At 34.6% G+C, this 21,153-nt stretch carries 18 protein-coding genes, 4 pseudogenes and 1 other annotated feature; of the genes and pseudogenes, 3 read left to right on the forward strand and 19 right to left on the reverse strand.

Features of this window, described 5'->3' with window-relative positions:
• The 7 genes and pseudogenes from AC25JC_RS16510 to AC25JC_RS16540 form a co-directional block, all read right to left on the reverse strand.
• Positions 1-971, reverse strand: a pseudogene (locus tag AC25JC_RS16510) (IS3 family transposase); the annotation flags it as partial.
• Positions 724-841, reverse strand: a sequence feature (AL1L pseudoknot). It overlaps the preceding pseudogene by 118 nt.
• Before the next feature lie 226 nt (positions 972-1,197).
• On the reverse strand, positions 1,198-2,562 hold the full coding sequence (locus tag AC25JC_RS16515; RefSeq protein ID WP_180036244.1) for an NAD(P)-binding domain-containing protein: 1,365 nt from the start codon (positions 2,560-2,562) through the stop codon (positions 1,198-1,200).
• 316 nt (positions 2,563-2,878) lie between these two features.
• Positions 2,879-3,343: a tetratricopeptide repeat protein gene (locus AC25JC_RS16520; RefSeq protein WP_486924467.1), complete on the reverse strand. Its 465-nt coding sequence runs from the start codon at positions 3,341-3,343 to the stop codon at positions 2,879-2,881.
• 121 nt (positions 3,344-3,464) lie between these two features.
• Entirely contained in the window at positions 3,465-4,472 is a 1,008-nt protein-coding gene (locus tag AC25JC_RS16525; RefSeq protein WP_486924479.1) for a DUF6708 domain-containing protein, read from the reverse strand.
• Positions 4,453-5,271 carry a DUF6708 domain-containing protein gene (locus tag AC25JC_RS16530; RefSeq protein WP_486924468.1) on the reverse strand — a complete coding sequence of 273 codons (819 nt, stop codon included), beginning with the start codon at positions 5,269-5,271 and terminating at the stop codon, positions 4,453-4,455. The genes AC25JC_RS16525 and AC25JC_RS16530 overlap by 20 nt, the downstream gene beginning before the upstream one ends.
• Positions 5,204-5,464: a hypothetical protein gene (locus tag AC25JC_RS16535; protein WP_486924469.1), complete on the reverse strand. Its 261-nt coding sequence runs from the start codon at positions 5,462-5,464 to the stop codon at positions 5,204-5,206. The genes AC25JC_RS16530 and AC25JC_RS16535 overlap by 68 nt, the downstream gene beginning before the upstream one ends.
• A 13-nt stretch (positions 5,465-5,477) precedes the next feature.
• Positions 5,478-5,786, reverse strand: coding sequence for a hypothetical protein (locus AC25JC_RS16540; RefSeq protein ID WP_486924470.1), 309 nt, complete (start codon positions 5,784-5,786; stop codon positions 5,478-5,480).
• Positions 5,787-6,397: 611 nt separating this feature from the next.
• Here AC25JC_RS16540 and AC25JC_RS16545 point away from each other — a divergent pair.
• Positions 6,398-7,348 carry a formylglycine-generating enzyme family protein gene (locus AC25JC_RS16545; RefSeq protein ID WP_486924471.1) on the forward strand — a complete coding sequence of 317 codons (951 nt, stop codon included), beginning with the start codon at positions 6,398-6,400 and terminating at the stop codon, positions 7,346-7,348.
• Positions 7,349-7,368: 20 nt separating this feature from the next.
• On the opposite strand, the gene AC25JC_RS16550 is transcribed toward AC25JC_RS16545, so the two are convergent.
• Positions 7,369-7,755, reverse strand: a complete 387-nt coding sequence (locus AC25JC_RS16550) for a hypothetical protein (protein ID WP_486924472.1) — start codon at positions 7,753-7,755, stop codon at positions 7,369-7,371.
• Positions 7,756-8,112: 357 nt separating this feature from the next.
• Between AC25JC_RS16550 and AC25JC_RS16555 the strand changes: the two genes are divergently transcribed.
• Positions 8,113-9,063 carry a formylglycine-generating enzyme family protein gene (locus AC25JC_RS16555; RefSeq protein WP_486924473.1) on the forward strand — a complete coding sequence of 317 codons (951 nt, stop codon included), beginning with the start codon at positions 8,113-8,115 and terminating at the stop codon, positions 9,061-9,063.
• 20 nt (positions 9,064-9,083) lie between these two features.
• Here the strand turns inward: AC25JC_RS16555 and AC25JC_RS16560 are convergent, their stop codons facing one another.
• Positions 9,084-9,452 (reverse strand): hypothetical protein, encoded by a 369-nt coding sequence (locus AC25JC_RS16560; RefSeq protein WP_180128667.1) that lies wholly within the window; start codon positions 9,450-9,452, stop codon positions 9,084-9,086.
• A gap of 375 nt (positions 9,453-9,827) precedes the next feature.
• Between AC25JC_RS16560 and AC25JC_RS16565 the strand changes: the two genes are divergently transcribed.
• A complete protein-coding gene (locus AC25JC_RS16565) occupies positions 9,828-10,784 on the forward strand; it encodes a formylglycine-generating enzyme family protein (RefSeq protein ID WP_486924474.1) in 957 nt (318 codons plus the stop codon).
• Between the two features lie 333 nt (positions 10,785-11,117).
• Here AC25JC_RS16565 and AC25JC_RS16570 read toward each other — a convergent pair whose 3' ends face one another.
• From AC25JC_RS16570 to AC25JC_RS16615, 10 genes and pseudogenes are all read right to left on the reverse strand, one after another.
• Positions 11,118-11,891, reverse strand: coding sequence for a putative type VI secretion system effector (locus AC25JC_RS16570; protein WP_486924475.1), 774 nt, complete (start codon positions 11,889-11,891; stop codon positions 11,118-11,120).
• Positions 11,872-12,654, reverse strand: coding sequence for a putative type VI secretion system effector (locus AC25JC_RS16575; protein WP_486924476.1), 783 nt, complete (start codon positions 12,652-12,654; stop codon positions 11,872-11,874). Before AC25JC_RS16575 ends, AC25JC_RS16570 begins: the two co-directional genes overlap by 20 nt.
• A gap of 409 nt (positions 12,655-13,063) precedes the next feature.
• A complete protein-coding gene (locus tag AC25JC_RS16580) occupies positions 13,064-13,537 on the reverse strand; it encodes a hypothetical protein (protein WP_486924477.1) in 474 nt (157 codons plus the stop codon).
• A gap of 386 nt (positions 13,538-13,923) precedes the next feature.
• Positions 13,924-14,271 (reverse strand): annotated as a pseudogene (locus tag AC25JC_RS16585) (RHS repeat domain-containing protein); the annotation flags it as partial.
• Between the two features lie 121 nt (positions 14,272-14,392).
• Positions 14,393-14,650, reverse strand: a complete 258-nt coding sequence (locus AC25JC_RS16590) for a hypothetical protein (protein ID WP_180036159.1) — start codon at positions 14,648-14,650, stop codon at positions 14,393-14,395.
• Positions 14,651-14,839: 189 nt separating this feature from the next.
• Positions 14,840-15,787 (reverse strand): IS5 family transposase, encoded by a 948-nt coding sequence (locus tag AC25JC_RS16595; protein ID WP_486924478.1) that lies wholly within the window; start codon positions 15,785-15,787, stop codon positions 14,840-14,842.
• Between the two features lie 531 nt (positions 15,788-16,318).
• Positions 16,319-16,597 carry a hypothetical protein gene (locus tag AC25JC_RS16600; RefSeq protein WP_180036263.1) on the reverse strand — a complete coding sequence of 93 codons (279 nt, stop codon included), beginning with the start codon at positions 16,595-16,597 and terminating at the stop codon, positions 16,319-16,321.
• 18 nt (positions 16,598-16,615) lie between these two features.
• Positions 16,616-19,162: pseudogene (locus AC25JC_RS16605) on the reverse strand (RHS repeat-associated core domain-containing protein); the annotation flags it as partial.
• A 114-nt stretch (positions 19,163-19,276) separates the two neighbouring features.
• Positions 19,277-19,726 carry a hypothetical protein gene (locus tag AC25JC_RS16610; protein WP_111886095.1) on the reverse strand — a complete coding sequence of 150 codons (450 nt, stop codon included), beginning with the start codon at positions 19,724-19,726 and terminating at the stop codon, positions 19,277-19,279.
• Positions 19,727-19,736: 10 nt separating this feature from the next.
• Positions 19,737-21,153 (reverse strand): annotated as a pseudogene (locus AC25JC_RS16615) (RHS repeat domain-containing protein); the annotation flags it as partial.

Genomic DNA, 21,153 nt, shown 5'->3' on the forward strand with positions numbered 1-21,153 from the left:
TTTGTTAAACCAATCTACCCAATTTAATGTCGCAAGTTGTACATCCGCTAAACCTTGCCAGTCTGCTTTTAAATATTCAATCACCTCTGTTTTGTATAACCCATTCACTGTTTCAGCCAAAGCGTTATCGTATGAATCACCATTTGTACCGACTGACGCTCGTGAATTTGCTGCTTCTAGACGATTGGTATAGCGACTGGAAAGATATTGCACACTTCTATCGGAATGATGAATCACATTCTTTGGCATCCCTCGATCATGCAATGCTTGCTCAAGTGCATCGAGCACCATATCTGTATTCATCCGTGTAGATACTTTCCATCCAACAATTGCTCGTGAGAACACATCAATAATAAAGGCGGTATAGACCCAGCCCGAATGAGTTTGAATATACGTAAAGTTACTCACCTGAGATACCGTCTTGGTAGTCAATCAGGTTTTGAGATTATTCGACCAATAAATAATCTCTTTGATAGGCAGTCAGATGTTTTAAAACGCCATAACACCTTGTATACCTAGCTTCTGTATCAATCGAGCAACTGTACAACGTGCGATAACATAACCTTCACGTTTCAATTGTTGCCAGACCTTAAGCACACCATATCGGCCTGAACTTTCTTTCCAAATTCGTTTAATTTGTTCAGCATGATGCTCATCATGTAGATTTCGTTTCGCTCGATGTTCTGGATTGTCAGCGAGATCTAAAGTTCGTTAATAGGTTGAAGCTGAGATCGGTAAAATCCTACAAATCGCATCAACACCGTATAACACTTTATTATTATGGATGAAATCCATCATTATTTGTGTGGGCGGTCGAGCTCCGCCTGGGCGAAAGCACGCTTTAATTCTTTAATTTCACGTTCCATTTGCTTCATTTTTTCTTGATCAGATATCTGTTGTACTTTAATAGGATTTTGCTGATCTAAATGCTTTTGATGCCAGGCACGAAGTGTTTCAGGAGTACAACCAATCTAACGGATGGCTCTAGTCCTCCTATTTTTCAAGTCAATTTCTTATCCGCGATTCGGGTTATATAGAAACTTTTTAGATGAATATTCAATCTTCTAATATTTTATTAGCAATTTTCAAATGTGATTCTGCACCTTTTAGATAAACTTACTCGTGTATATGAATTTTATCGTATAAAAATGGGAGCAAAGCTCCCATTTGACTTCTAGCTACTTTTCTAAATTTTGGCTAAATAAAATTTTTCTCTTTAGCACCTTCTGAATCTAAATAGTTCTCTAAAGAATCATCGAGAGCTTCTAACCAAGGCGTATGATGTGGTCTTGCCATTTTTCCAGTCATAACTGAACGATACGTTTTATCTCTAAATTCCATAATATTTTCTTTCTTGTGCTTTTTCCATTGCATGAAAATATTATGCACCCCATCAACGTCAAAATTAGGGTAATCTGTTTCACTAATTAAATATTTCACATATTCACCTTGGAAACGTGCTTTCTTTTCATCTGTACTTAGAGCTTTCTCTTCTAAATGCTTCTTCTCAGTATGATGTTGCATTTCCATGATATTTGGCAAAGAAATTTTACCTAATATGATATCTCTAACATACCAAGCTTGGGCATCAAACATATTGAAGGTATACCATTGATCTTGCATACCTAGATAAAATAAACGGGGATTTTTTTCCCATACCACACCTTGGTAAAGATCTAGTGGATATAAACAATTGTGTGTTCTTAAACGCAATTTATCTTCGATAAATGGGAAATGATGAAGATAACCAGTACACAAAATAATCGCATCAACTTTTGCTGAAGTACCATCTCCAAAATAAGCTTTACGTTCATCTACACGTATTAGCTGTTTTTTCTCAGACCAATTTTTCGGCCATCTAAAATCCATCGGTTTGTTACGATAACAACTATAGATTTGCTTTGCGCCATATTTGTAGCATTGTGAACCGATGTCTTCAGCCGAATAGCTACTGCCCACAAGCAGTACCGTTTTATCTGCAAATTCACGGGCATCACGAAAATCATGGGCATGTAAAATACGACCATGAAAACGATCAAAGCCTTTATATACGGGTACTTTTGGTGTCGAAAAGTGCCCTGAGGCTACAATCACATAGTCAAACTCTTCCACATAGTGTCTTTGGTTCTTGTAATCTTCTACTTCAACAGTAAATTTCTTTTTATGTTCATCGTAGCAGACATGCTGCACCGCGGTATTGAATCTGACCAAATGTTTGATCTTGGCTTTTTCCGCACGACCCTTGATATAATCCCACAACACTTCTCTTGGTGGGTAAGAGGCGATGGGCTTTTTAAAATGTTCGTCAAACGTATAATCCGCAAACTCTAATGCTTCTTTTGGCCCATTAGACCACAAGTAACGGTACATACTGCTATGAACGGGCTCTCCATTTTCATCTACACCTGTACGCCAAGTATAGTTCCATTGCCCCCCCCAATCACTTTGTTTTTCAAAACATATAATTTCGGGAATTTCTAGACCTTTGGCCTTTGCTGATTGGAATGCTCTTAATTGTGCCATGCCACTAGGACCTGAACCAATAATTGCTATTCTAGTCATCGCTATCTCCATTAGTTTTAATAGCTTCGCCTATCTCCAATTTTGATTTTATTTAGGATCGTAAGAATAGTTTATGTACAAACCTAAATTTATAGATTAAGGATAATCCACTCAAAATAGGATGCGAAGTAAAAAAAATATTGTAGGCTACATTTATATTGGATATATAACATACAGAAAAGAATAAAAACTATATCATAAAAACTAATATAAAAATATAATATAAATAATAATATTAGATATAATAATTTAACTTCTAAATTTTTTTAATTTAATTTTGAATCAAAAAATAATCAAAACTTTTAAAATCATATAGTTATGAAATCTTTGTGCAACAAAGCCTTCCTAAAGTAAACTGAGCTTCTGAAAGTCCTTTTTTTGACGACTCCTCAAAATATTTTAATGCTTGTACATCATCCTGCTTTACGTACTTACCTTCTTTATACATAACTCCGAGGTTATACAAACCTATTTCATCATTTTTCTTCGCTGCTTTTTCATAATCTTGATTCACCCCTACCCCATCATAATACATACGAGCAACTTCAGTTTGAGCTTTTGAATGGCCTAGCTCAGCTGACTGCATCAGTAATGAAAAAGCTTTTTTATAATTTTTTTCCTTACCATTAAGACCTAGGTAGTAATCACCAGCTTCAACATACAACTGCTCTGAACTTTTATTATCTACATGTGTACCTTTTTGAAAATTACTTTCTTTAGTACAAGCGGCAAAAAATAGACACATTATTGTACAAAATAATATCAATCCAATTTCTTTCATACTCTTAACCTAACCTTTAATCTGCACCAGATGGGTGATTTTCTAATCCAGGATCTTTTTCAGTAGCAGTCCGATTCAGCAGTCGCCTTAAGTTCTTTATAAAAAGCCCGGGTGGGCTTTTTTATTTATCCTTCATTTTAAACATCGTAAATTCAAAATTATCTTTTGCGCTGATTTCCTCTGGGTGCTCTAAATCCATTTTGTTTTTTCGTACTACATCTTCATGCCAAACGGGTAATGGTTTGATATGCAGTAAAATTCTTCGTGCGACAAAGTTACACACATCAAATGGATAAGCAAATAAAGCTGGAACCCAATTATAATGATAAATGATTCGAAATGATTTCCATGTATCTCTCCAACTTTCTTTTGCACCCACGACCTTTTGACAATAAGTTAGTTGGGTAAACGGATCGATGGTACCGTACATAGGATGCCGTTTGGGATATAGCTCCTCTGGTCCTTTCATCATAAAATGACAAATAAAAGTCCATAAACCTTGAGTACGAAATATTCCAATCATTGGAAAGCCAATCACAAAGGTATGTTTCAATATACCGTCTTCAACGATATGTGCCCGAAGTTCTCGTAGAGGAATACCAGAAAGCCCAAAACTACTACCCATGATATAGACCACATCCGTCCATTTTTTTTCTATATATTCTTGATCATTAATATAGAAAAAAACCTTGCCTGTTTTTCGGTTAAAAAGAATAGGCTTACAAATAGATTGTTTATGGTCGTATTTAAAATATGGGCTAAGAAAAGCATAGAGACATATAAAAACTAGTGAAACTCCACATGTGACAATAAATATTGAAAAAGATAAAGACAAATCATTACTATCATCAATAGTGAAATATAAATATAAAATATAAAATATAAAAAAAAGTATTGGAGACATCAAAACTAAAGGACTAATCCCTTTGCCTAACCTTGCATAGGATTGATCAATCAATTCAATATAGTCATCATTCATTCTGATAAATGACCAATTATGATTACGTTTATATTTGGTCGTATCGTCAGGTTTGAGTAAAACATCACCTTCTTCCAACTTGGAAAAAGGAATGTTGTGTTCAAAAATATCATAACCAAAGATATGTTTTTTAATTTTCAATATCTGGATCTTTTATATACACTTTTCTTGACTTCGCATCGTAATGAAAATACTTATTGATGTCAGCATTAACGATATAAGGATCATCCTTATCAATCGTACAATCTTTTAAAATTGATTCTGGCCACATTGGCACTTTGCAATTCCACATAGCATACACTCTTCCCCACTTCCAGAATACAGACTCTAAGATAAGGAAACGTAAATAGTAAAAGAACTTCGAACCAAAACTATTAATATCCACACGGTAATAACTAAATTCACGAGATTCTTTTTTTCCGACAATGTCATTACAAAATGTGACTTTAGAAAAAATCTTATATTCATCATTTTCTAGTGATTTTATATCTTTGGGATAAAGCTTTTCTGGCCCCTCTGCCATATAGATACAAATCATCCCCCAGAAAGACTCTAACAATTCTATTGAAGGTACAGGTGGACCAATCGCTACAGTATGTTCAATGAGTTGAGATTCTTTATTTAATATAAAACCCCAAATTTCATAATCACCTTGGAATGAATTTGGTTGAACAATACAAAATTTCATATCTTGCCAATTTCCAGATTGAAATTTTCCCTGCATATCTAAAAAATAAACACGTTGATTTTTACGATTAAAGCGAATAGGGAAATGTGTAAAGTTATTATTATCAGGTTTGTAGTTAAAAAATAAAGGATATATAACAAAAAAAATGGAACCACCGAGAAAAGCTGAAAAATAATAAATAATATTAAATCTTTCAACTGATATTTGATATATTAAAATCAAAATCATAGAAATGAGAAAGAAAATAAAGATTTTGTGCATTGAAATGCCCTTTATGTGTATAAAATTTATTTTCGACATCTAAAAAAGTACTGTTCATTTGAGTAATTGCAAACAAATGATTACAGTTTTCAGCATCAATCCTAGGACTTTGTTGTAAATTTTTTTCAGGGTTTAATTTATTTATTAGGATTTTTTTTCGATATTTAGGCCATTGACCTACTGATGTTGGCATAACTCATCAATCCTTATGAAAATACTTTAGAGAAATCTTTCTGTTGCTGTGCATAAGATGTATAAGGAACGCCTTTTAATCCTTCTCTATTACCAACAAAAGATAATCGAAGCCACTGCTGAAGGCTACTTTCTTTAATTTTAGCATTCCAATATAAACCACCGCGAGCAATTCTCGTGGCCCAACCTTTTAAATATCTTAATTTTGCTGATTCACCAACCTGCAATACTTTCATTTGAAGCTGACGGTCTAACACATCCGCAACGTTGCCAAATGTTGCCGCAATTACACCTATAAAATTAGTTCCCGTTTGTAAATTCACTCCTGTAACCATGCCTTACGTAGTGCTAAACCATCTAGATGGCCAAACACTACAAATTGGAGAGCGCTTAACCGTACGGCATAGTCATGCTCACCCAGTACAACCAATAGATTTTCCTGAAAGATTTAAAGGGGTAATTAATCCAAACTTTGACAACTCTGTCCGCTGTGTAGTAACCCAAACTAAAAAAATTATGTAGTCTCACCCAATACAGCTATATCAAGTTTGATGGAGTTGTATTTCCTGATTTTCAAATAATGCACACGTTAAATGACATTCATTCCCGAGTCGAGACACATGTTTTAAATATATTAATAATGGCATTTTACATGTTACAAAATACTTGATCTTTACGTCCAAACCACTCATGCTAATTGTCATATCAAACAAACAAGCAGATCGAGTTGTCCACTGTAATCCCCCTATAGATCAATATCCCCTTGGTTTCGAGTTAAGTCGAGTTTGAGATAATGCTTGCATGACCTTGATGTAAACTTAAGCTGTTAGACCTATTCAGAGTGGCTCAATAAATAACAAAAACTCTCTTTTTGAGATATTAAATTTTCTTTATTCTTTGGCAATATTTTAACAACTCTATAATTTTTAAGAATATGATTAATCGAAATTTAGCCATTATTTTACTATCTACTTTTGCTTTAAATGCTTGTGCAAAAAGTGCGAATGAGCCACAAACTCCTTCTAATAATCAAAAAAGTGCTTCTCCTGAGCTACAATCCAAAATTCAAAAATTGCTAGAAAAAACCAAGAATAATATGATTTTTGTGGAAGGTGGTACTTTTATGATGGGAGATTTTGATCATTATGACAGCAAGATTGATAGCAAACCTGTTCACAAAGTAACTCTAGATAGCTTTAGCATGTCTGCTTATAAAGCCACCTATGCAGATTTAGACATATACAGTGCTGCAACCAATACACCCAAAGTGGTCTCAACTGAATCCTTATCTTCAAAAGCAAGATATCCTAACTCGTCTGCTGGTGTCTCTTGGCAAGAGGGACGAAATTATTGCCAGTGGTTAGGTATACAGCTAAAACTTGACATAGACCTCCCGACCGAAGCCCAATGGGAATATGCTGCTCGTAATAGAGGTCAAAAAATTCATTTTCCAACCAATACAGGAAAAATTGAGAATGGTGTAAATGTATGGAGTTTTGAGCAACGTATACAGTTACGTAAAAAATATAAAGCACCTAAGTCACTTATCTCTGAAGTAGGACAATACCCACCTTCAGCTCTAGGTTTTTACGACTTAATGACTGACAACTATGAATGGATGCTCGACTGGTATGCAGCAGATTACTATCAATACTCCCCAGAAAAAAATCCGCAAGGCCCTAAAGCAGGAACCGAGAAAGTTCTACGTAGCGCTAAACCTCTAGATGGCCAAACACTACAAATGGGAGAGGGTCTAACCGTACGACGTAGTCATGCTCACCCTAATCAGCCCCTCGATTTTGACGAAGAATTTAAAGGGGTAATCAATCCAAATTTTGAAAATTCTGTACGCTGTGTAGTAAACCAAACTAAAAAAATTATGTAGCCTCACCCAATACAACTCTATCAAGTTTGATAGAGTTGTATTTCCTGATCTTCAAATGGCGCTAGAATATCTAAATTTGACGCTAAAATTGCTTCATTTCCTACGTAGCCGTCCATATAATCCAATTGCTTGAATTGAATATCATCTTGATTTTTTACAATTAAATGATTCAAAGGATAGCCTTGTATCGGTTTTGCCTGCTTACGGTATTTCAGGAAATCTTTTAACCATTGGTTCTCTCGACCACCTGCATAGTCTTGCCGCGAATTGAGCGCAATAATAATATCTTCAGCAATACTGACATATTCACCATAGTTTAAAAAGCGAATAATCTCCCCTTCAATCTTTCTCATCGCTTCTGGTGTGTGCTTATCTCCATCAGGGCTAACATGTTGAAGCACATTCATCCATTCCCCGAGTCAAGACACAGGTCTTAAATATATTAATAATGGCATTTTACATGTTACAAAATACTTGATCTTTACGTCCAAACCACTCATGCTAATTGTCATATCAAACAAACAAGCAGATCGAGTTGTCCAGTGTAATCCCCCTAGAGATCAATATCCCCTTGGTTTCGAGTTAAGTCGAGTTTGAGATAATGCTTGCATGACCTTGATGTAAACTTAAGCTGTTAGACCTATTCAGAGTGGCTCAATAAATAACAAAAACTCTCTTTTTGAGATATTAAATTTTCTTTATCCTTTGATTGTATTTGCTTTATTTTTTGGCAATATTTTAACAACTCTATAATTTTTAAGAATATGATTAATCAAAACCTAGCTCTTATTTTATTATCTACTTTTGCTTTAAGTGCTTGTGCAAAAAGTGCGAATGAGCCACAAACTCCTTCTACTAATCAAAAAAGTGCTTCTCCTGAGCTACAATCCAAAATTCAAAAATTGCTAGAAAAAACCAAGAATAATATGATTTTTGTGGAAGGTGGCTCGTTTATGATGGGAGATTTTGATCATTATGACAGCAAGATTGATAGCAAACCAGTTCACAAAGTAATTCTGGATAGCTTTAGCATGTCTGCTTATAAAGCCACTTATGCAGATTTAGACATATACAGCGCTGCAACCAATACCCCTAAAGTAGGTTCAACTGAGTCTCACTCATCACAATTTAGATATCCAGTTTCCTCTGCAGGTGTTTCTTGGCAAGAAGGACGAAATTATTGCCAATGGTTAGGAAAGCAGCTAAAACTTAACATGGACCTCCCAACCGAAGCTCAGTGGGAATATGCAGCCCGTAATAGAGGTCAAAAAATTCATTTTCCAACCAATTCCGGTAAAATTGAAGATGGAGTAAATGTCTGGGATTTTGATCAAAGGAAAAAACTCTCAAGAGAGTTTAAATCAATTGGCACCAGTATTTCTGTAAATGGACGCTACCCACCATCAAAACTTGGTTTTTACGACTTAATAACCGACAATTATGAATGGATGCTCGACTGGTATGCAGCAGATTATTATCAACATTCCCCTGAAAAAAACCCGAAAGGCCCTAAAGCAGGAACTGAGAAAGTCCTCCGTAGTGCTAAACCTCTAGATGGCCAAACCTTGCAGATGGGGGAGGGTTTAACTGTACGGCGTAGTCATACTCACCCTATTCAACCAGTAGATTTCCCTGAAAGATTTAAGGGAGTAATCAATCCAAACTTTGACAACTCTGTACGCTGTGTAGTAAACCAAACTAAAAAAATTATGTAGTCTCACCCAATACAACTCTATCATGTTTGATAGAGTTGTATTTCCTGATCTTCAAATGGCGCTAGAATATCTAAATTTGATGCTAAAATAGCAGTATTGTCTGCATAACCACCCATATAATCTAACTGTTTAAATTGCATATCATCTTGATTTTTTACAATTAAATGATTCAAAGGGTAACCTTGTATCTTTTTTGCCTGTTTACGGTATTTCAGGAAATCTTTTAACCATTGGTTCTCTCGACCACCTGCGTAGTCTTGCCGCGAATTGAGCGCAATAATAATATCTTCAGCAATACTGGCATCTTCACCATAGTTTAAAAAGCGAATAATATCCCCTTCAATTTTTTGCATATTACTTTTGGACTGGGTTTCAGCACGAGGATGCACATGTTAAATGACATTCATCCATTCCTGTGTGGAGATAAAGGTTTTAAATATATTAATAATGGCATTTTTACATATTACAAAATACTTGATCTTTACGTCCAAACCACTCATGCTAATTGTCATATCAAACAAACAAGCAGATCGAGTTGTCCAGTGTAATCCCCCTATAGATCAATATCCCCTTGGTTTCGAGTTAAGTCGAGTTTGAGATAATGCTTGCATGACCTTGATGTAAACTTAAGCTGTTAGACCTATTCAGAGTGGCTCAATAAATAACAAAAACTCTCTTTTTGAGATATTAAATTTTCTTTATCCCTTGATTGTATTTGCTTTATTTTTTGGCAATATTTTAACAACTCTATAATTTTTAAGAATATGATTAATCAAAACCTAGCTCTTATTTTATTATCTACTTTTGCTTTAAGTGCTTGTGCAAAAAGTGCGAATGAGCCACAAACTCCTTCTACTAATCAAAATAGTGCTTCTCCTGAGCTACAATCCAAAATTCAAAAATTGGTTGAAAAAACCAAAAAAAATATGATTTTTGTGGATGGTGGCACCTTTATGATGGGGGACTTCGGCCCACTCACACGTAAAGATAAACTGCCTATTGTTGGACTTTATGCTGCCATGCCTGCACATAAAGTGACCCTTGATAGCTTTAGTCTAAATGCATATAAAACCACATTCGATGATTTTGATATTTATACAGACAGTTTAGGTTTACCTCGTATAAGTATGGAAAAAATAACTAAAAAGCTACGCCAACCTATGGCACCAGCAGGGATCAGTTGGCAACAGGCATCAGATTATTGTCAATGGTTAGGAAAACAAGTCGGTATCCCTATGAATTTACCTACTGAAGCCCAATGGGAGTATGCTGCCCGAAATAAAGGACAATATGTCATATATCCTACAGACAATGGCAAGTATGAAACAGGTCGTAATGTCTGGAGTGATGAGCAAAGAGATCAAGTCAGTAAAAGTTTAAATTTTAGTGCTACTGTTCCTTTGCTAGGTCATTTCCCACCAACACCTTTGGGGTTCTACGATATGGCAACCGATAACTATGAATGGATGTCCGATTGGTTTGATCCACAGTATTATAAAAACTCACCTGAACTGAATCCACAGGGTCCTAAGTCGGGTAAATTAAAATCCGTAAGGAGTACACGTCAAGAAGGAGCAGCACAAAGTTTAGCTACGGGAGGCAGTGTTACTACGATTTATAGGGATGGAATGGAACCAAATCCTCAATCAACTAGCCCCAATATAAATCAAAATAATAGTACATCTGTGCGCTGCGCTTCCAATTCAGCGAAACCTTTTTAAAGCAATAACTTCAATATATATGCATGGATAGGTCTTAGCCCATCCATGTTTGAATAACATCTTCGTGACTATACATAGCCACATCCAAATCCTCAATTGGTTTTGGTGCTTGTACTAAAAAACTCTCGGGTTTCTCTAAACCTTCTGCTAGTTGTATTTGTCTAAATTCAGGTGAGTCAATACAATGCTTATGTGACTTTAATGCAGGCTTGGGTGGTAGCCCAATTCAGCAGCTGCCATAAGTCTAGATGTAAAAAAAGCCCTGAGGGGCTTTTTTTACATCTAGATATCAGAATCTTAGAATGTACGATTTCAATATTTTGCAACTTGCCTTCAATTTTTTTCATTTTTCTTGTCAAAATAGTTTTCAGGAAAAGGGTCTTTTCCTATCAAAACATCTCTATATTTCATCACACTCGGGTAAAAGCCTTCACTATCTATAAGCCTAGATTTATATAAGTCTTGTTCTTTTACATCTGAAAAATTGAGCATTTCAAATACATTTTCTGAAACTTGTGCTAATTCTCTCAAGTTATTTTTACCCAATAAAAAACAAAACATTAGGAAAAATGAAAATAGAATACCAACAGGATAAAAAATCATTAGATTCAACTTAATTTCATCTATTGTAAAATCGCCGCTAAAATATTGCATAATAGCTATTGCACTAGCAAGAATAATCATTAATAATGAGAAAATAATTGCATATTTTATTGATGTTAAATAAGTTTTATTTTTAGAGCGCCCCATTTCATATGGCATGTGTAAAAGCCCCTTTTTAGGATCTAAAGCTGCATATACAAAATGGTATCCTTCCTCTTGCTCTTCACTTATGACCATGATTAAAGGTGTATTATTTTTAAACTTTACACCAGTGAACTGACCAACAACGCGAATTCCGTTAACCTCACCTCTAAAAGTCTTTCCGTCTCTACCTTTTGCAGCTAACGCCATAATTGGTGCATTACTCATTAAGGTGGTACTTCCAGCCAATGTACCAATTAACGCAGTATTAGCAGCATGTTTACCTAAATTACCAATGGGCAAAATTTTAGAGTCTTCTACTTCTAGTTTATTAATACGACCTTCAATTTTTATCATTTTCATTGTCAAAATAATCCTTTGGATAGGAATCTTTACCAATCAAACTTTTTCTATAATCTAAAACACTGACATGTAAACCTTCTTCATCGATCAGATATGAGTTAAAAAGATTTTGATTTTTAGGTTGTTCAAACTCTAATATTTCAAAAATTTTCTCACTGTATCGACCTAAAAAACCTACATTATCTTTACCAATTAAAAAGCTAAATAGTAGACCAAACGAAAATATAAATGACACTAAATAAGAAATTATTAATTGATTTTTAAAGTCTACGATATCTTTTTCATTATCAGCATTTGAATAACCTACCAAAGCAATGATAGTAAAAAAAATGCATGAAAATATGCTTAGTACTATTGCCCATTTAAGTAAATGTAAACAATGCTTTTTAAATGAACGCCCAGAATCATACAACATATGAAGAATCCCTTTATTTGGTATTAACACTGCATAAGCTAAATAAAACCCTTTATCTTGCTCTTCACTAATAATGATAACAACTTGATCCCCTTCATTAAATTTTACTGTAGTAAATTGCCCAATAACATCAATCCCATCTATTTTAAAAGTAAAAGTTTTTGCTCTCCTACCTTTTGAAGCGAGAATTAATATTGGGGCTGCACTTAAGAGTGAAGTACTTTCTGTCAATACTCCTAGCAGAGCTGTAGTTGCGACTTGTTTACCAATATTTTTAAAATGCTGTATAACAGAGTCTTCACATTTAAGGCCTTCTATTTTACCCACAATTTTTTTTGCATTAATCATTTATATACTCTGTAAGGCCTCACTAAATGCCTTATCCTCCTCCAATATATTCTTAAATTTACTTTTATCTAAACCAAAAGCTGATTTACTGCACCAATTCTCAAGTTCGCTATCAAAAGGCTTTGTTGCACAAAGATTTCATAACTATATGATTTTAAAAGTTTTGATTATTTTTTGATCCAAAATTAAATTTATTTAAATCAGATGCTTACATATTTATGCAACAAAGCCCAGTCATCCTAATGAAATCCATACACTTATAGCCATGTTAAACAAATACACAGAATTAGACCGACCTCATACCCAAGTTAATACTTGAATAAGATTAACTCATGGATAACCTATCTTTAAAATTTTTATCTAATTAATAAAGTCAAATAAACCTATTAAAAAAATTATAAATAAGTTATCACAAATACTCCAACTCTATATTTTCCAATTCATCATTGCGGCAATAATTTACTTTTCCTTCACTATAAGACAAAATGACTAGCCATTTTTTTTGATTAAATGGTAAAACCTCATTACCTGCAAAATTTCTATATTTTTCTTTTTCTGGAAATAGTGCACCAAAATAAATTTTCTCACCAAAACAATATTCAAAAAAATTATTTTTAGCTGATATTTTTCTCCACCCATCTTTTTTTAATTTATTATCAATTTGTGTAAAATCACTTAAAGAAAGGTCAGACTTATTTATTTGAATCACTGAATATTTATTATCAATTTTATCTATTAAGACTTCTTCATTGGGTTTAAAATCTTTAAAGAATTTATAATTAATTGTTTTAAAGTATTCCCCTTCTTTAGTAACTTTTGTATTTATACAAGATACTAATATAAAAATACTCATTAATAATAGAATTAGTTTTGAAATAATCATTTTCTATTAGCCTTATTTAAAAATTCAATTTGATAAATACGCTGACTTGAAATTACACCTTCCGACATATCAATTCTTGGGCTACCGCCACCCATCTCAATTCCAATATAGGCAACCACTTTCTGCTTATTGTTTAACAAACTCAGGTTATTTACATTAACAGTTATTTTTTTTGATTGATGTCAAGCAGATATAAAAGTAAACCTACTCATTAAAAATATAAAAAAATATTTCATAACATTTCCTTTAATCTAAATAAACCTTGTCCACCTAAATCTATTGCATGATAGCCTATTTTTCTTGGTACTTCGGGCAATCTACTTAGCAAACGAAGAAATACTTTATTTATCTGCTAATTCTTCAATTTTTTCATTAGTAGCCGACCATAACCCCATCGGATCAACCCATTGATTCGGGTCTTTTACATACGAAGAATTATTTAAACCACCAAACAATCCTATAGGGTCTTTACTTACATACCTTGCCTTTCGTAATTTTAAAGTAGTGCATTAAAATTTCTCAGGCTCATAATAACGGCAACGGTTATAATGTAAGCCAGTCTCTCCATCATAATACTGTCCTTGGAAGCGAATACTTGTTTGCTCTAATAAATTGTCACTAGTCTTAATCTCTAAAGCTGTGCCCCATGTATCTTGCTTAATTTCCCATATACATTCATCTAACTCATTTGTTAAAGTCTGCGGTGTTCCAATTTGGTCACAGTGATAAAAGGAATCAGCTAAAGTTTAGCTCTATTTTTACAAGTAACTGTAGATCAAATTTATGTCTTTTGTGCAGTTAATCGGTTCCTTTATGCTTTTAAAACCGTCACACCAAGCGTTTATGTTATTAGTATTATTTTTTAGTGAACCAAGTAAAAAACATAAAAAATAGCCCTCCTATTATTCCTATACCAATGCAAGTAATGAAATATAATATTATCAAATGTGTTTCCATAACTTTATCATTAATAACATCAATCAACATCCCCAAGAGGAAAGCTGATATACCTAAAACTATTCCCTTTATAAAACCTGCTAGATAAGGATAATTTTCAGATTCATAATTGGATATAAAAAATGATAAAATTACTTCAACTAGAATTGTTAACATTTTATTTATCCTGCTTCTTATCATCAGAGGTACTACTATTAATTGCTCTAGATGATGTTTGTTGTAATGCAAATTGATTTGCCCAAATTACTAATCTACCAGTATTTTTCCAGCAATGACTGTAGGCACACCCGTTGGGCTTTGTTGCACAAAGATGTAAAAATTAAGATTGCCCATATCTACTCAAATTTAAGGCATAACTTGGGTATGTGGTTGACCTAACTCGGTAAATTTATTTAACACGGCTATACGTGCATGGATCTCATTGACTTGGCTATCAAATTTTCTTGCACTGAGTTTATCCCCCAATAATTTGATGCAATGCATCTTAGTTTCGACCAAACTTCGGCAATGATAGCTGGACCATTTTTTCCATAATGTCCTGCCTGAGAAGCACTGCTTCGCAAGATTAACTGTTCGAAGTAATTCATTTCGCGCTAGAGAGCTGATCTTTGTATCTTTCCATGGTTTCGCATTTTTTCTAGGTGGAATCACCGCATGTGCTTGCCGATCTGCAATGACCTGACGGCATCGTTTTGTGTCATAAGCACCATCTGTATAGACAGAATCGATTTGTTCATCTAAAGGGATTTGAGCAAGTAAATCTTCCAGTACCTGTGAATCACTGACATTATTGGTTGTAAGCTGAACTGCTCGTATTTGTAGGGTTTTAGCATCTATACCAATATGAAGTTTACGCCATTGGCGACGATATTCAGGTCCATGTTTCTTGCGCTTCCATTCGCCCTCACCTAGAAACTTCATGCCTGTAGAGTCTATGAGTAGATGCAGCCCATCGCTACTTTTTTGGTAGCTGATTACAATATCAATATGCTTTTGTCTTCTACAAAGCGTGGTGTAATCTGGAGCTATCCAATTTAATCCGCAAAGTTTAATCAGACTTTGCACAAAGCCAGTAACCATACGTAAAGACAGACGAAATAAGGATTTAATCATTAAGCAGCATTGGATGGCTGCGTCGGAGTAGGTTTGATTTCGCCCTTGTTTGCCTTTTGATGGCGCATACCATTGCGTAGCAGAATCAAACCAAATGGCAATATTTCTGCGACTCATGAGTGCTCGGTTATATGCGGGCCAATTGGTTGTGCGGTAGATTTTGTATGTAGGCTTCTTCATTTGAAAATTATATCGCTGAAAAAGCCCTCAAGAACAGCTTTGTGCAACAAAGCCATTCAGCTCTGTTTTTTCTCTTTTCGGTTTTCCATATCGGGTCTTTATAAAATTGAATAAGGTTCTGTTTGGAAACGTGAATAGTCTGAGGTTTCAATCTACTTAATAAAACCTGCATAGCCTGTTTGAAAAAATGGTAAAACTATTTGGTTCAAAAAATAATGCTTGGTGTAACTTGTATGCTGTAAGTTCTCTTGTATTTTATTATTGCTTTGAGTGTAATGTTGCGACTCGAAAATCGTCAAATCACTATCCCAACCAAATAATGTCAGGCTGTGTTCCACTTAATTTTGATTAACTATTTGACTTTGTTCAGATATTCGTCTTCCAAATATATCATAACCATAAATGGTGATTTGACTATTGTGATCACTTTGGATTAAGCGATTAAGGTTTCTGCTTATTTGGCTGGTTTCAATCACATTTTTTTGGTAAATTTAATACACATATTTTTCAAACACCTACACCTAAAATATTTTAAAAGTCTTCGTTTTTTTTATCTGGAAACAAATATTCAATTATAAGAAAAATTACTGAAACTACAATACCTATCGTTTGAGTTATTAAAAAGAAAAACATTAGATCATTAAAAGGCATTATATAATCATCATTAAAATAATTATAAATAACGGCTAAAAAAAATCCTGTCAACCCCAGTAAAACCCCCTTTATAAAACAAAACAAATAGGGATGATTATCTGCTTTCAGATTAGATATAAATGTACCTAACACAATTTCAATAATTATATTGAACATATAAAAGTACTTCCTTTATTATTTACTGTACTGTGGTTCATCTAACTTTAGACTCGGATTCTCTTTAATAGGCTTTGTTGTAATAGATTTTACTGCTGTTTGACCATAAAATATTCTTTTTCCAATAGTATTTGTAGTATTTTTATAGAAATTCATAGCTGTAACATATTCTACTCCATTTGCTTTTGCAAGATTTGCGCCAACTCCTCCTGCTAATGCTCCCACACCAGCTACACCAAGAGTTCGCTTATAATTATAGGCATTGCATTTACATCTAACACTATCAAATGTTTGAAAACCACCGTCTACTGCAGCAGAACCAACAGCACCCATTATTGGTGCCTTTGCACCTGCTCCAAAACCGCCACTAATTACTGTAACTCCATATGGTAAAGTAGCGGCGGCAGCTCCAACTGTACCTACATTTCTCATTCCTTGCTGATTTCTTAAAACATTTGCATCTTGCTTATTTTTCGCAACACTTGACATAGTTCCTGGCAATAATGCACCCAATATTCCAGTACTTGGTCTATTTTGTTGTTTGGATCTTGCATCTTTTATTTTTGAAACTTGCCAAGCAGCTTTTTGTTGAGCGAATCTTTCAGCTGCATGCTTTTCAACTAACGCATTATTCGCAGCAACTTTTTCCCTTTCCCCTTGTGCCATCAACCCCATCGAATCGACCCATTGATTCGGATCGCTCACATAAATTGAATTATTTAACCCACCAAACAACCCAATCGGATCTTTACTCACATACCTTGCACTATGCGGCTCATAATATCTGTAGCAGTTATAATGTAAACCTGTCTCCTTGTCGTAATATTGGCCTTGGAAACGAATATTTGTTTGTTCAAGTAGGTTTTCACTAGCCTTAATTTCTAAAGCAATACCCCATGTATTCTGCTTAATTTCCCAAACACATTCACCCAACTCATTACTTAAGGTTTGCGGTGTACCTACTTGGTCACAGTGGTAAAATGTAACTTTTTCTAATGCAGCCTTATTCTTCCGTGTTTCAGTTTTCCATACTGAGTCTTTATAAACTGAGTAAGGTTCTGTTTGGAACTTTGAGTAGTCTGGTGTTTCAATTAATTTAATAAATCCGGCATAGCCTGTTTGTAGCAAGGGTACAAAGCTATTCGGCTCATAAACATAATGCTTGGTATATTGCGCTTGTTCATTACTGGATTGTTGTGACTCCCAAATCATTAAGTCACTATCCCAGCCAAATAACGTTAAGTTTTTTTCTATTGGGCTATGTTTATATAAGCGTCGACCAAAGACATCATAGCCATAAGTCGTGACTTGGCCATTGTTATCACTTTGAATCAGACGATTTAGGTTATCCCACGTTAGTTTTAGCGTTTTGCCTGCTTGGGTCGTTTCAATCACATTGCCCTGTGCATCGTATTTATAGTGTTTGCCTTGATATTGCGTAATCAGGTTATTTTTCACTTGTGATGATTGTGTTGCAATCGGATCAATCAAGTTGCCTGCTGGATCAAAGCTAAAGTTTTCTGTATGTTGTGGGCTTTGGCTTTTGATCAATCGTCCAATTGGGTCATATTGGTAATTGAGTTTACCTAAACGGCTATCTTCTACTTGGGTCAGTAAGTAGTTTTTATCGTATTGATAATGACGTTCTGCCTGATGTTTTGGTTGTTGTATTGGGTTTGGAGTCTCTTGTTCTGGTCGAATGATTTGTGAACTGAGTAAACCAACTTCATTGTAGTTTTTAGTTTGAATCAATCCGTTTGCCAGCATGCGTACTGTTTCACGGTGTAAGTCATCTCGTTGGAATGCCACCATGTCTTGTTGGTTAAAGGCAATTCCATAGATATGCCCTGAACCATAAGTCAGATTGGTTTGAACTTGTCCATCTGGGCGGATAGTCTTGCTTAAGTTGCCCAGCTCATCGTACTCATAACGAAGTACTGCAGTTACCGGTTTCAACTTGGGTACTTTATAGTGCTGATGTTCGCGTACCAACTGCCCGAGCGGATTTCGATAAAAGTTGATTTAGCTTTCTTTGTTTGTCGCTTGGCTGAGTTGGTTATTGATATTGTATTCGAATTCTTCGGTTTGGCTATGTCGTGTTTGTAAATGGGTATAGGTTTTTGAAGCAATTGAATCATCTGCATGATAACCCAATTGGGTCAGGATATTCGGTTGTCGGATTTGGAGCAGTTGTCCATTTTCATTGTAGCTATAATGCTTTTCTTCACCATCAAAGGCTTGTTCACGCGCCAATTGACCATAACGGTTATATTCAAATAAATATTCTGCATGATTTTGATTGATCAGCTTTTGAATACGCCCTTGATTGTCCCATTGGTAGCCAATTTGATGGCGGTTCGCATCTATACACTGTTCGAGCAAACCCGCAGCATTATAACGGTACTGCGTGTTTAAACCTTTGGTATCCGTATGCTTCAGCAAGCGTCCTTCTTCATCATGTTCAAATTGTTCTTTTAAACCATCAGGATAAACAATTGCTTTAAGCTGGCCTTTGTCTTTTCCCTCTGAACTGTTGATATATTTGACTTGCTGCGCATCAGCAGACGCTTACTTAATGAGAGTTTGTGGAGTACCTACACAGTGATAAAATACAACCCGTTCTAATTCATCTTTCTCAACCAAATAAAGTTAAATTATTCTCAGCGAGTAAATGGCGTTTTAATTTCTGTAATATTCCATACATGTATTAATCCCTAATTTATTGTAATAAAAAGCGAAATACCAATAATCATTACTAGTAAAGTTAACTTCATCACCATCTCTTGAGTAATGTTTACTATAAATAGGATTTAATATATCAACAGAGTAATCATTTGTTTTACAAAAACTATAATAGTTATTATATGAATCAATCAAACTCCATTTATCAGCTAATAACGCTTTTTTTATTTTTTCATAATCATTATTAGAGAAATTTTCTTTACTTATTTTTAAAACCACAAGTTGAGTAGAGCTTTTTTTCCGGAGAGTCTCATAACTAAAACTATATTCTTTAAATAGTTTTTCAGATAATTCTTTTAAATCTATTTCATCATTTTTACTATTATTTAATGATGTGCAGTTTATAAGTAAAAGAGATAGTATAATATAACATAGTATTTTTTTCATTTTATAACCTCTAATCTTGTGTACGAACTAAAGTAGGCTTACTATCACTTACACTTATATCTACTCCAGGAGTACCCATACCAACTTCCACACCAACAGGTCCATTCCTATCAAAGAAGGAGCCAGCAGGAGTTGTAACTCCAATCCTAGCTCCCCACCATCCAACACTCTGAGATATTCCCATGCCTGTTAGAAATTCATCAGTAGCTTTTGAATTTGTCAAACCTGATGGTTTATTTAATATATATCCTGCCATGCAGCTACCACTAAACATTTTTCTTAGTATATTCAGCTTAGTAGCTCCTATTTTAAATTTATTATCTATACTTTTTTCAGCAATATCTCCTACCGTTTTTGCATGATCTTTCATATCTTTAGTTCCAGTTAACGAAATACCACCCGCGGTATAGACATTACCATTATGTAAATTATATATCTTAGAACCTCCAAATGCTGAGAATCCTCCAGTACATATTACATAATCAAACAAAGGTTCTACTGCAATTTCACATTGTCTCCCTGTTTTCATCCAACAATCATAATTACGCTGTCCTTCATATGCTATTCTAGCTTGAGCACTTGCTGGAATTCCAAACATTTCACCAAAATTAAAACTATTTAATCCTTCTGGATCGACCCACAAATTAGGATCATTCACATAAGCCAAGTTATTCAATCCACCTTCTAGTCCTATTGGATCTTTACTTACATACCTTGCACTATGCGGCTCATAATATCTGTAGCGGTTATAATGTAAACCTGTCTCCTTGTCGTAATATTGGCCTTGGAAACGAATATTTGTTTGTTCAAGTAGGTTTTCACTAGCCTTAATTTCTAAAGCAATACCCCATGTATTCTGCTTAATTTCCCAAACACATTCACCCAACTCATTACTTAAGGTTTGCGGTGTACCTACTTGGTCACAGTGGTAAAATGTAACTTTTTCTAATGCAGCCTTATTCTTCCGTGTTTCAGTTTTCCATACTGAGTCTTTATAAACTGAGTAAGGTTCTGTTTGGAACTTTGAGTAGTCTGGTGTTTCAATTAATTTAATAAATCCGGCATAGCCTGTTTGTAGCAAGGGTACAAAGCTATTCGGCTCATAAACATAATGCTTGGTATATTGCGCTTGTTCATTACTGGATTGTTGTGACTCCCAAATCATTAGGTCACCATCCCAACCAAATAAAATCAAACTTTTATCAGTATGACTATTTTTAAATAAACGTCGTCCAAATACATCATAGCCATAAGTCGTGACTTGGCCATTATGATCACTGCAAATCAAACGGTTCAGATTATCCCACGTCAGTTTTAATCATTTGCCTGCATGGCTGCTTTCAATCACATTGCCTTGTGCATCGTATTTATAGTTTTTACCCTTATATTGAGCGATCAAATTACTTTTCGCTTGAGACGCTTGTGTA

This window comes from Acinetobacter sp. P37 (assembly GCF_057480965.1).

What these genes read in the sequence shown, in the direction of transcription:
- AC25JC_RS16515 (WP_180036244.1), bottom strand. Translation starts at nt 2,562, where the DNA reads ATGACTAGAATAGCAATTATTGGTTCAGGTCCTAGTGGCATGGCACAA.
- AC25JC_RS16520 (WP_486924467.1), bottom strand. Translation starts at nt 3,343, where the DNA reads ATGAAAGAAATTGGATTGATATTATTTTGTACAATAATGTGTCTATTT.
- AC25JC_RS16530 (WP_486924468.1), bottom strand. Translation starts at nt 5,271, where the DNA reads ATGCACAAAATCTTTATTTTCTTTCTCATTTCTATGATTTTGATTTTA.
- AC25JC_RS16535 (WP_486924469.1), bottom strand. Translation starts at nt 5,464, where the DNA reads ATGCCAACATCAGTAGGTCAATGGCCTAAATATCGAAAAAAAATCCTA.
- AC25JC_RS16545 (WP_486924471.1), top strand. Translation starts at nt 6,398, where the DNA reads ATGATTAATCGAAATTTAGCCATTATTTTACTATCTACTTTTGCTTTA.
- AC25JC_RS16550 (WP_486924472.1), bottom strand. Translation starts at nt 7,755, where the DNA reads ATGAATGTGCTTCAACATGTTAGCCCTGATGGAGATAAGCACACACCA.
- AC25JC_RS16555 (WP_486924473.1), top strand. Translation starts at nt 8,113, where the DNA reads ATGATTAATCAAAACCTAGCTCTTATTTTATTATCTACTTTTGCTTTA.
- AC25JC_RS16565 (WP_486924474.1), top strand. Translation starts at nt 9,828, where the DNA reads ATGATTAATCAAAACCTAGCTCTTATTTTATTATCTACTTTTGCTTTA.
- AC25JC_RS16570 (WP_486924475.1), bottom strand. Translation starts at nt 11,891, where the DNA reads ATGAAAATGATAAAAATTGAAGGTCGTATTAATAAACTAGAAGTAGAA.
- AC25JC_RS16575 (WP_486924476.1), bottom strand. Translation starts at nt 12,654, where the DNA reads ATGATTAATGCAAAAAAAATTGTGGGTAAAATAGAAGGCCTTAAATGT.
- AC25JC_RS16580 (WP_486924477.1), bottom strand. Translation starts at nt 13,537, where the DNA reads ATGATTATTTCAAAACTAATTCTATTATTAATGAGTATTTTTATATTA.
- AC25JC_RS16590 (WP_180036159.1), bottom strand. Translation starts at nt 14,650, where the DNA reads ATGTTAACAATTCTAGTTGAAGTAATTTTATCATTTTTTATATCCAAT.
- AC25JC_RS16595 (WP_486924478.1), bottom strand. Translation starts at nt 15,787, where the DNA reads ATGAAGAAGCCTACATACAAAATCTACCGCACAACCAATTGGCCCGCA.
- AC25JC_RS16600 (WP_180036263.1), bottom strand. Translation starts at nt 16,597, where the DNA reads ATGTTCAATATAATTATTGAAATTGTGTTAGGTACATTTATATCTAAT.
- AC25JC_RS16610 (WP_111886095.1), bottom strand. Translation starts at nt 19,726, where the DNA reads ATGAAAAAAATACTATGTTATATTATACTATCTCTTTTACTTATAAAC.